The 10,950-nt window shown below is 41.2% G+C and carries 13 protein-coding genes; 7 read left to right on the top strand and 6 right to left on the bottom strand.

Annotated elements, in window-relative coordinates:
* Positions 1–49: 49 nt before the first annotated feature.
* The 3 genes from ED312_RS24355 to ED312_RS06415 form a co-directional block, all read right to left on the bottom strand.
* Positions 50–178, bottom strand: coding sequence for a hypothetical protein (locus ED312_RS24355; protein ID WP_262707129.1), 129 nt, complete (start codon positions 176–178; stop codon positions 50–52).
* Between the two features lie 16 nt (positions 179–194).
* Positions 195–623, bottom strand: a complete 429-nt coding sequence (locus tag ED312_RS06420; RefSeq protein WP_123215188.1) for an SRPBCC family protein — start codon at positions 621–623, stop codon at positions 195–197.
* Between the two features lie 96 nt (positions 624–719).
* Positions 720–1,988 (bottom strand): multidrug effflux MFS transporter, encoded by a 1,269-nt coding sequence (locus ED312_RS06415; RefSeq protein WP_206363211.1) that lies wholly within the window; start codon positions 1,986–1,988, stop codon positions 720–722.
* Between the two features lie 262 nt (positions 1,989–2,250).
* Here ED312_RS06415 and ED312_RS06410 point away from each other — a divergent pair, with 262 nt between their 5' ends.
* The 3 genes from ED312_RS06410 (at position 2,251) to ED312_RS06395 (ending at position 5,505) form a co-directional block, all read left to right on the top strand.
* A complete protein-coding gene (locus ED312_RS06410; protein ID WP_123215187.1) occupies positions 2,251–3,237 on the top strand; it encodes a GlxA family transcriptional regulator in 987 nt (328 codons plus the stop codon).
* A gap of 448 nt (positions 3,238–3,685) precedes the next feature.
* Positions 3,686–4,582 carry an NmrA family NAD(P)-binding protein gene (locus ED312_RS06400; protein WP_123215186.1) on the top strand — a complete coding sequence of 299 codons (897 nt, stop codon included), beginning with the start codon at positions 3,686–3,688 and terminating at the stop codon, positions 4,580–4,582.
* 11 nt (positions 4,583–4,593) lie between these two features.
* Positions 4,594–5,505 (top strand): helix-turn-helix domain-containing protein, encoded by a 912-nt coding sequence (locus ED312_RS06395; RefSeq protein WP_123215185.1) that lies wholly within the window; start codon positions 4,594–4,596, stop codon positions 5,503–5,505.
* Between the two features lie 246 nt (positions 5,506–5,751).
* Here the strand turns inward: ED312_RS06395 and ED312_RS06390 are convergent, their stop codons facing one another.
* The 3 genes from ED312_RS06390 to ED312_RS06380 all read right to left on the bottom strand — a co-directional run bounded on the left by ED312_RS06390 (position 5,752) and on the right by ED312_RS06380 (position 7,462).
* Complete coding sequence (locus ED312_RS06390) at positions 5,752–6,024, bottom strand: hypothetical protein (protein ID WP_123215184.1); 273 nt, start codon at positions 6,022–6,024, stop codon at positions 5,752–5,754.
* A gap of 27 nt (positions 6,025–6,051) precedes the next feature.
* Positions 6,052–6,816 (bottom strand): SDR family oxidoreductase, encoded by a 765-nt coding sequence (locus tag ED312_RS06385; RefSeq protein WP_123215183.1) that lies wholly within the window; start codon positions 6,814–6,816, stop codon positions 6,052–6,054.
* Positions 6,817–6,883: 67 nt separating this feature from the next.
* Complete coding sequence (locus ED312_RS06380) at positions 6,884–7,462, bottom strand: Crp/Fnr family transcriptional regulator (RefSeq protein ID WP_240643040.1); 579 nt, start codon at positions 7,460–7,462, stop codon at positions 6,884–6,886.
* A gap of 210 nt (positions 7,463–7,672) precedes the next feature.
* Between ED312_RS06380 and ED312_RS06375 the strand changes: the two genes are divergently transcribed.
* From ED312_RS06375 to ED312_RS06360, 4 genes are all read left to right on the top strand, one after another.
* On the top strand, positions 7,673–8,470 hold the full coding sequence (locus tag ED312_RS06375; protein ID WP_123215181.1) for an arylamine N-acetyltransferase family protein: 798 nt from the start codon (positions 7,673–7,675) through the stop codon (positions 8,468–8,470).
* A gap of 191 nt (positions 8,471–8,661) precedes the next feature.
* Positions 8,662–9,024: a nuclear transport factor 2 family protein gene (locus ED312_RS06370; RefSeq protein ID WP_123215180.1), complete on the top strand. Its 363-nt coding sequence runs from the start codon at positions 8,662–8,664 to the stop codon at positions 9,022–9,024.
* A 187-nt stretch (positions 9,025–9,211) separates the two neighbouring features.
* The gene (locus ED312_RS06365) at positions 9,212–9,775 is read left to right on the top strand and encodes a TetR/AcrR family transcriptional regulator (protein WP_123215179.1); all 564 of its coding nucleotides are present in this window, start codon (positions 9,212–9,214) and stop codon (positions 9,773–9,775) included.
* Between the two features lie 98 nt (positions 9,776–9,873).
* A complete protein-coding gene (locus ED312_RS06360; RefSeq protein WP_123215178.1) occupies positions 9,874–10,731 on the top strand; it encodes an alpha/beta fold hydrolase in 858 nt (285 codons plus the stop codon).
* Positions 10,732–10,950: the final 219 nt, after the last annotated feature.

Here is a 10,950-nt window from a genome sequence, read left to right as displayed (position 1 = left end):
TGTTTTGAGGTCGTTGTTTTTCTGAACAACAATGTTTAAGTGTAGTGAATTAACAGTCCAGGCCCCGGGGAAAGACAAAAGTCGAGGGTATATCCGGGGGGTTGGGCCCCGCCAAACTCTCTGTTCCGCTTGTGGAATACTCCTCTTCGGAAGAGAGCGTGCCTTTTATCTTATCCATTATTCACGTTATTTAACTATTTGTAGTGGTTGGGATAGGGTAGGCCCTTACCAGTTTCACACAGGAGTTTAAGGCTCCTGAGAAAAATGGCCCAGTCATAATTACAACCTGTATAGGTTTCTGCACTATCTTTCCATCCATCGTGATAAAAGGTCAAGGATGTTCCCCTCTTATGTGGCCGTAACTCAAAAGAAATGGTAGTACCTATCCATTCTTCATACGCCCCGACGCAAAGCCATTTTACCTTGCTATTCGTCTGGAGTTCTTCAATTTTCATTTCTTTGACATAGTCCGGTTCAAATTCAAAACGTATAGTACTACCGATTTCAGGTTTTGCTTTTGTTTTAGCTGTCCACCAGCCCGCAAGGCCTTTTTGTGTTGTTAATGATTCATAGATTTTTTCAATCTGTGCTTCGATGACCAATTTGTGATTAATGCTTTTCATGACTAAAATTTTATTTGATAATTGTGTTTAAAAACAGATTGTTGAAAGATGTAATACGGACTTTGTCATAACTCAATCCCGACATTAAAAATAAATTCAGCTGTTTTCGTCCCGGTGGCGATCGCCAAGCACCAATACCATGGTAATTAATCCTATGACAAAAATGCCCAGTACGAGAGGGAAAACGCCGTGTACCATGAAATGGCTGATAATTGACCCCAATGAGGCCCCTATGAAAAAGAAAGAGGTTCCGTATATGGATGATGCCATACCTGCCATATTACCCATTGGTTCCATGGCCAAGGCACTACTGTTGGGTTCAGCAGCTATATTAATGGCCATGAGCAGGGCAATGGCAATAAAGAACAAAATCATATTGGGCGGATCGCCGGAGATAACGGTAGACAATAACAAAAAACCTCCTATAACAGTATAAATGACAAGAAGCCATTTTATGGTTTTGCGTGCCCCGTATTTGGACGAGAACCGGGAATTGAGCAAAGCACAAAGGGACATGAGCAGTCCTATACCGGCAAAGACCCAGGAAAATAATTCAGGCCTGCCATAGATCTCTCCAACTATACGTTCTGAACTGGCCACCCAGGAGCTCAATGCCGTGAAGAGCATAGTAGTGACTCCAGTGTAACGAAGGAATGTACGGTCGCCGATAACCTTCCGGACGGATTGGCTCATACTTTCCCGGCGCAAAGAAATGCGCTGCTCACGTGGAAGCGATTCTTTCAGGCGGAGGGACCAGAGGAAAATAACCACCGCAAACAGCGGAGGCGTAAGGAATACCATTTGCCAGGATGAAACCGACAAGATGGCTGACCCGATAAATGGCGCGAGAACCGGAGTAAACAGGAAAATTGTAAATATCAGGGACATGATGCGGGCCATCTGGTCACCGACAAAACGGTCACGTACACTTGCTATGGTTGTCATGAATAAGGCCGATGCACCCATACCCGCTACAAAACGTGCTGTCAGCATCAGTTCCAGGTTTGGCGCAAAAGCGGCAATAATCCCCCCTATAATGTACAGTGGAAACCCCACGCGCAGGATGGGCAACCTTCCGAAACGGTCTGAAAGTGTACCAAAAATAATCTGAGCGACTTGTCCCATGAAAAAGAACCCGATAATCTGTGCCGTAACCGTAGATTCCGGATTAAGCCCAAAGTGCTCGCGAAGTTCATGAAACGCAGGGAGCATAATGTCAATCCCCAAAGCCGTTAATGTCATCGTAGAGGCTGATAAAGCGATAAACTCTGACGATTTCATTTGCCCGGATTTGGCCTTTTCTATTGTATTTCCTAAAACACGATCCTTATGGCCTATCGAAATACTGTGTTCTGACTTTTCCATTTTTTCTGATTGTTAAGTGTTTATACAATTGTACAGAACAAAATTATTGTCTATAAAGGACTTTTAGAGGTGGCTGATGAGACATTTTGACGGGTTGATTTAGACAAAACAAGTTTCTATCTTTGAAAAAAACCGAGGTGGACCAAATACGTTTTAAATAGCCTCTGAACATTTCGGCATTTAGCCTTCCCGGTTTTTGGAAACTGGTGTTACTGCAACTTTTACGGCAGGTCTGTTAAACTAACAACATAAAAAAATAGCGATGAAGCATTTGACCATAGTAGTACCTGAAGGGCAGGACAATCTTAGTAGCATTATAGGCCCTTATAATATATTTAGTAGGGCCAATGAATACCGGAGAGAGTCTGGCAAAGGAGACCTGTTTACCATTCGCCTGGCAGGGATTTCCAGGAAAATGGATTTCGATGACGGCTTGTTTTCAATCAAACCGCATGTTGATATTTCTGCTATTGCCAAGACCGATCTCATAATTATCCCCTCGGTCGATCATAATTCCGAGAAAGCCATAAAAGGTAATAAGGTGCTTATAGACTGGATTGTAGAGCAGTACAAAAACGGGGCAGCCGTAGCCAGTATTTGTACAGGCGCATTTGTACTGGCATCTTCCGGCCTGCTCAACGGAAAGCATTGTTCTACACATTGGGAGGCTGCTGAGGACTTTAGAAAAATGTTTGGCAGCGTAACCCTGCAGACTGACAGATTGATTACCGACGAAAACGGGATTTATACCAATGGGGGCGCATATTCCTTCCTCAACCTTATCATTTATCTTATTGAAAAATATTACGACCGCCAAACAGCTATATTCTGTTCCAAAATCTTTCAGGTCGAGATTGACAGGCAAAGTCAATCGGCATTTATCATATTCAACGGCCAAAAAACACATGGTGACGAAATGGTGAAGAAGGCCCAGGGACATATCGAAAGCAAGCCGCAGGAAAAAATTTCGATTACGGAACTATCTTCTAAGTTCGCGGTCAGTAGGCGACAGTTCGACCGGAGGTTTATCAGGGCAACCGGGAATACCCCACTGGAATATGCACAACGGGTAAAAATTGAGGTAGCCAAAAAAAATCTCGAAACTACCCGGAAAACGATCAACGAGATTATGTACGAAGTGGGTTATTCGGATGTAAAGGCATTTCGTGAGGTATTCCGAAAAATTACCGGCTTAACCCCTTTGGAATACAAGGAACGGTATAACAAGGAAAGCGTTGTAACGATATAAAAGTAGAACCACTCCACTTCTGAATTTTTACACTGCTTTATACCCAAGATCACAGTTCAGGACGGGCGATTTTGCTTTTTTGACTTCCTTTCATACCCAGATCACAGACCTTGGCGGAATCCACCTCTGTAACCGCTGTTTTCCTGCCTTTTTTCGAAAAACCAATTTAAGCGTTTCTTCCTTTAAAAGAGAATTTAAAAAGTCATACAATCATTCTCCGGCCAACTATATCAAAGCAGAATAGATTTCTGAAAAGTACAGCGATCTTAATGTTCTGGTCAACAATGCCGGTACCCGGCACCGGATGAAAATTACCGGGGAAGATTTCTTCAAAAGAGCGAAGCACCACCCGTATTGTCCTTTTCAATTACAAGAACCTGAAGTTTGGTTACTTAATAGTGTCATGGTATTATCAACTTTGTATCTGTTAATCAATATTACAAACGATATGAAAATTACAGTTACCGGCTCATTGGGCCACATTGGTAGAACATTGACAGAGATCCTTATGGAAAAGGGAGCTGAATTAAAAGTAATCAGCAGCAACCCCGAAAGAAAAAAATCCATTGAGGAGTTTGGGGCCACTGCAGCTATAGGTAGCCTGGAAGATGTGGGTTTTCTGGTTGAAAACTTTAAAGGGGCTGCTGCGGTCTTTACCATGGTTCCGCCCAATAATTATTTCGATCCAAACCTTGACCTCATAGCCTATTATAAAAGGTTGGGTGAAAATTATGCCAAAGCCATTTCAGAAGCCAATGTGAAGCATGTTGTGAATTTAAGCACTATTGGAGGGCATTTGGAAGAAGGTAACGGAATTTTAAAAGGTGCTTATTATGTGGAAGAAACATTAAATAAATTACCTTCCGGAATTTCCATTACCCATATACGCCCGACTTCTTTTTACTATAACCTGTACGGTTACATGGAAACCATAAAATCTGACGGGGCTATCTATGCGAATTACGGTAACAGCCCCATCCCATGGGTGTCTCCTGAGGACATTGCTCAAGCAGTGGCCGAAGAGCTTACCCGTTTAAATTCAGGCAGAAAGATTCGCTATGTGGCCAGTGAAGAACTGACAGGCGACCAGACTGCCGAAATTTTGGGAAAAGCCATTGGCAGGCCGGAATTAAAATGGCAGTTGATAAGTGACGAAGCGGTTACGGACCGGCTTAAAGCAATAGGAATGAATCCAGGTATTGCCGAAGGCCTTACCGAACTGTATGCCGGGCTGAGAACAGGGCTATTGGCAGAAGATTATCAAAAAAACAAGCCCCAACCGATGGGAAAAGTAAAACTAAAGGATTTTGCAAAGGAATTTGCCCGAATTTATCATAATAATTAATATCTTGAGGTATGGCTGACAATGTGCCTTATAAAATCAGTACCATAAGTGAATATCACTCCTTCAGGGGATTGCCCGCACCTGAGCATCCTCTGGTCAGTGTTATTAATTTTGATGACATACAGCTAAAGGAAGAAGAGCCCGAAAGCCTGGTTTGCGGTTTTTATACCATTGCCTTAAAGCGTCATCCTGATGCCAGGTTAAAATACGGACAACAGGAATATGATTTTAACGAAGGGGTCATGCTTTTTATGGCCCCCGGACAGGTTTTTGGAATCAGAAAGGGACTGGAAGAAAGACCTACCGGCTGGATGCTTATGTTGCACCCGGATTATTTGTGGAATACCAGGCTGGCCACAGCCATTAAGCACTATGAATACTTTGATTACGCTATCCATGAGGCCCTGTTCCTTTCCAAAAAGGAAGAGGAATCAATTACCGGTATTTTTCAGATTATCCGGCAAGAATACCATACCAATATTGATAATTACAGCCATAACATCATTATAGCGCAATTGGAACTGTTACTCTCGTATTCAGAGCGGTTCTATAACAGGCAATTCATTACCCGAAGCATTGCCAGTCACAAGATTCTGGAACAACTGGAAGAAATTCTTAATGGTTATTTTACAAAGGATTCACTCATTGAAACAGGGATTCCTACTGTACAGGGAGTGGCAGAAAAGCTTCATGTTTCTCCCAAATATTTAAGTAGTCTGTTAAAGAATTTAACCGGACAAAATACCCAACAACATATACATCACAGACTGATTGAAAAGGCAAAGGAAAAATTATCCACTACCGGGTTATCAGTTAGTGAGATTGCTTTCCAGCTGGGTTTTGAGCATTCCCAATCTTTTAGCAGGTTATTTAAAATGAAAACCAAGCAATCACCAATGGAATTCAGGGCAAGTTTTAATTAAGTTTATGGAGGGCGCTGTAGAAAAACCGAATAACGGTTGGGGTTGTATTATTCCTGGAGCATAGAACAGAACAGTGCCAGCCCACGCCGGTACTGCTTGTATTTACAATCTGTTAAAACCCGTTCGCTTCAAACCTGACCGGCAGGTTTTCAGGAAGGTAAGAAGAAAGAGTTTTCACTTCTGTAACATACTTGTTAGGATAAGCTGAACAGGCACTAAAAAATCTTGAATGTAACGGGAAGAAATTTATAAAGAGGCAGGTGATGGCCTGGAAAAAAGATGATTAGGAATATTGGTATCGCAATACACAAAATGATATTCCCCGGTAATTCCCTTTTCCAAAATGAAAGCCGTTTTTTCAGGCATGAACTCTACGATATCCGGTGAGCGGGCAGGGGAGTAATTGCCGGTAATGGTATATGTCGAATAAAGCACAATGAGCACTATATCATCATTGTCATGATGCGTCAGCACGTGCAGCCCCGCTATCTTCATCGAAATGAAAAGGAGAAGGAACAAATAATTGCTCCTGCTTTTATTGCCCTTTCATTTTTCGGTTGTTGTTTCATTTTGTACGAGGTTGTTTAATTTCTTAAAAGCAAACTTCGGGGCTATCCGGGAGAGCCGGTATAATAGCTTTGCGCCGCCCACCCGGATTTCTTCTTTTCCCTGATCCAGTCCTTTGAGCATTTCGGCAACCGCCTTTTCGGGAGGTATGGCAATTTTCGGGGGATTCCCTTTGTGCCAGGGCGTATCTACCGCAGGGAAAAACACTTCGACCACCTGTACCGGCTTTTCCCGAAGTTGGTGTCGCAATACCTGTGTAAAGGAATGCAAGGCCGCCTTGGTAGCATTATAAAACGGATAATCTGCTCTCGATACATAGACCAGTCCGCTGGTAATATTAATGATTCGGGCATTTTGATTGGACAACAGAAAGGGCAGCAAAAGTTTGGTCAATCGAATCGGGGCCACAAGGTTGGTGGACAGTTCCTTTTCTGCTTTTTCCACAACCTCTCCATCCGTAATAAAGTCTGTTTTATGTACAATGCCCGCATTGTTGATCAGTATATTGGTTTCGGGATAATTTTGTTCCAGCCATTTCTTTAAAAGCCCGCAGTCCTTTGGTTGGCTTATATCGCAGGGGTAGGTTATTAAATCAGGAAATTGTTGCCGGGCAGCAGATAATTTAACTGCTGACCGGGAACAAATAATCACTTTATTACCTAGTTGCGAAAAGCGTTTTGCCATTTCGAGCCCCAGACCCGAACTGCCTCCCGTGATCAGAATGGTATTGGTTGTAATTGCCATAACGATTTTTGTCAAATATGTATGGCATAAAATTAGGCGGCTTGTGGCAATCCTGCATTGACCTATGTTAACCGGACATTTTTTTTCGTATCCGGCTGAGGGATTCGGGTTTTATGCCCAGGTAAGAAGCTATCATTTGTTGTGTGACCCTCTTTTCCAAATCGGGAAATTCCGAAAGGAAGGTCCTGTATCGGGCTTCGGCATCTAACAAAAGTAGTTCCCGTTCCCTTTTTTCTTTGATGTAATAACCTCTTTCAAGGGCAAAGATCAGGAATTTATCCCAATAAGGGCTGTTATTCTGCAGTTGTAACCATTTCCTGTAGGTCACCTCTAAAATTTCAGAATTTTCCAGGGCCTGGATATAAAAGAAAGAAGGTGTCCGGTTGCGCATTGCAGAGTAAGAACTTAAAACATTCCCCGGGAGAATAAAACCTTTGGTAAATTGATTGCCTTTTTCGTCAATATAATAATAGCGAAAAAGCCCGTTGAGTACAATAGCGAATTTACGGGGAACCTGTCCTTCTGAAATATAGGTTTCCTCTCCGCCTAGCTCTACTGTCTTTGATATGGACAACAGATCATCCGATTCCTTTTCGGGAATGTTTAACGTATCTAACAGTTTTTGTACGGACGATTTATTCATCATATGATTTTTCTCTCTTAAATATATTATCTTTTATTTAAAGAAGTTGAATACCGGTTCATTTCGGACGAAAATTTGATTTTTCATTTGTGATAACCGGGAGTAGGGGGAGGGGCCGTATATCAGGTTCGATGAATTTATTCATTCTTCATTTTATTTTTAAGTAAAAAATTATATTTGATAAGCAGTTGGCAACCATTTAAAACAATAAAAATGGATAATTTTTCTTTCAACCGGGACGAATATTTGAAACGAATTAATTTTAATGGAAGGATTTCCGATAATTTTGAGTTCTTAAAGTCAATTCACCGGGCCCAGCACAGAACTATTCCTTTTGAGAATTTTGATATATGTCTCGGAAGAAATATAAACCTGGAACCTGATGTGCTGGTAGAAAAAATGGTAAAAAACAAACGTGGCGGTTACTGTTCTGAATTGAACGGCCTTTTTTTACTGGCTCTTAAATCTTTCGGATTCGAAGCACGTACTTTACTTGGTAGGGTGCATTTAAAAGGTAAACCAACCGGAAGAGGGCACCGGGTAACATTAGTAACAATAGAAGGGGAAAAGTGGCTGGTAGATACGGGATTCGGAGTTGATACCCCACCCGTTCCTATACCCTTAACCTGTGACAGGCCCGTTTCATTTGAGGATCAAACATTTCGATTAAAAGAAAGTAGTTTATACGGATTTATGCTTCAGAGTAAACATGATACGGACTGGAAAAACTTATATAGTTTTGATTTGAACCACGTTTGTGCCGGGGATATTGAGTACGGAAATTATTTTACATCAACTCATCCCAGATCGTTCTTCGTATCATCGAGAGTTGCAGCGCTTCCGGTGGAAAACGGTATGATTTCTTTATTTAACATGGAACTCAAGAAAAGAATTAATGGAAAGGAAGAAAAAATATTTCTCGAAGCGGGTGAATCTTATATACATGTTTTAGAGCAAGAATTCGGGATTGTACTTGATGCAAAATACGAAGACCTGAAACCGTTGGATTAAAAAGATCTTATCTGCAATGAAAAAAGTGCTGCCCCAATGGAATTCAATGAACAAAATTTTAATTACCGGAGGGAAGGGCAATTGGGTGAAATGCTCCTAAAACAGTCGGACAAGGAAGGTTTTCAGCTCTGACAATTACTATAATGAAATTCTGCGATGAGAGCGATAGAAAAATATATTAAAATAAGGGTATGGATAATAAAGAAATTTTAATGACGGCAAATAAAGCGGTTACAAAGGGTGATAATGAAGGGTTTTTAGCATTTTGTACCGAAGATACGAATTGGGAATTTGTAGGTGATATAACCCTGAAAGGCAAAGCAGCCGTCCGCAAATGGATGGCGGAAAATTATATAGAACCCCCGAAATTTGATGTCACAAATTTAATTGCCGAGAAAGATTTTGTTACTGCAATAGGGAAGATTACAATGGCCAATGGGGAAGGTAAAACGGTCCAATACGAATACTGTGATGTATGGCGATTTCGCAATGGCAAGATGGCCGGACTCCGGGCTTTTGTTATAGAGTCAAAGAAATCGGGGATTAATCATTGATCATGGATGTGATGATGCTGATCTTCGCATGATCCCGGTTTAATTTCCGGGATTATACTTATAAAAAAACGTTTTTTAGTTCCTGTCGATATTTCTGCTGTGGGCTTTTTTTACGTTTTTTGACATGTACTCAAAAAATATTTTACCAATCGTTCGGTAAAATGAATTTATGTTGTATATTTGTCCTATGAGACCACAAAAAATTCTGGAGGAAGAAATAATAGCCGGGTTAACCAAGGTTTTCCGTGCTAAAGGGTATGAAGGTGCCAGTCTGCAGGAACTGGCTAAAATTACCGGTCTTAAAAAGGCGAGCTTATATCATAGGTTCCCTGAGGGAAAACAGGGAATGGCTCTGGCAGTCATCACTCATCTGGATAATTGGGTCGAAGAGCACGTTTTCCGGGAATTGCTGGACGAAAACAGTACACCACAGCTTAGGTTGAAAAAAGGGTTAGGTAATATCAACAAATTATACGATGATGGAAAGGAGGGGTGTATCTTTAATGCATTGTCTATGGAAACAGGATTAGATCTGTTTGAAGAGCAAATAAAAAATGGAATGAAAAAGTGGATTGACACCTTTAAAGAGGTGGGAGTAGCCTTTAATTTATCTTCTCATGATGCCAAAGAACATGCGTTGCGGAATTTAATTGAAATTCAGGGAAGTTTAATTGTGTCAAAAGCGCTCGGGGATTTTACAATCTTCCAGGACACCATACAAAATATTGAAAACAGGTATTTGGGTGCCTAAAAAAATTTCCCCAGAATATTTACCGATCGTTCGGTAATTAGTAAATTGACATCGATGTATTTTAACTCAGGATTTTTAACCATTAAAATTAATTAAAAATGACACAGATTAAGTATAGAACATTAGAAGTGAATGGCGTGAACATAGCTTATCGTGAAGCCGGGGACATTAAAAAGCCAACCATTGTACTGTTACATGGTTATCCCTCGTCTTCCCATCAATACAGAAAAGTATTGGATCAGCTATCCGATGAATATCATCTTATTGCACCGGACTACCCCGGTTTCGGGAATAGTGATTTTCCTTCTCCCGGCGAGTATGAATATACCTTCGACAATTTCGCTGCAACCATAGATATTTTCCTGGAGAAGAAGGAAATTACTTCTTATGCATTAATGATTCAGGATTATGGTTCTCCTGTCGGATTCAGGATTGCGACGAAGCACCCGGAGAGGGTTACCGCCATAATTAATCAGAATGGTAATGCCTATGAGGAAGGCCTTGGAAAGGCATGGGCACCGGTCAGGGAATTTTGGGCCGACAGGAATGAGGATACGGAAAAAGCAATCTTACCCGCGTTCTCATTAGATGGACTCAAATGGGAATATACCCATGGCACCAGAGATCCGGAAAATGTGAATCCCGATACCTGGCATTTGGACTATTTAAGGATATCCAGGCCGAATAGCCATAAGGTGAATCTGGACCTGTTTTATGATTACCGGAATAATTTGAAACTATACCCGGAATGGCAACAATATTTAAGGGAATATCAGCCGCCTTTGTTGATCGTATGGGGAAAAAATGATGCGTATTTTCCTGAAAGCGGTGCTGAAGCATTTAAGAAGGATGTCAAGCAAATTGACTATAATATCTATGATACCGGACATTTTGCTTTGGAAGAAGATGGGGACAAAATTATCGGGAAAATCAGGGCTTTTATGAAAACGATATAACGGATACCGATCGTGTACATGTGAAATTATCCTGACCCGGGACTTTGTTGAAATGGCCCGGGAATTTCCATCCCGTCATGGTTATTGGTCTCAAAAAAAGTTTAAAACTATGCACTTTAGTGCTCCCGATAATAATTGGGATTCCTTTCAGGTTCTAAAAAGGCACTTTCAGAAGTAAATAAACATTTGTAATTCAGTTAATTAATTCGTAAATTAGAA

This window comes from Sinomicrobium pectinilyticum (assembly GCF_003725735.1).
Lineage (GTDB): Bacteria > Bacteroidota > Bacteroidia > Flavobacteriales > Flavobacteriaceae > Sinomicrobium > Sinomicrobium pectinilyticum.
Note: the sequence above shows the minus strand (reverse complement) of the source record. Positions and strands in the feature narration are given on the sequence as shown.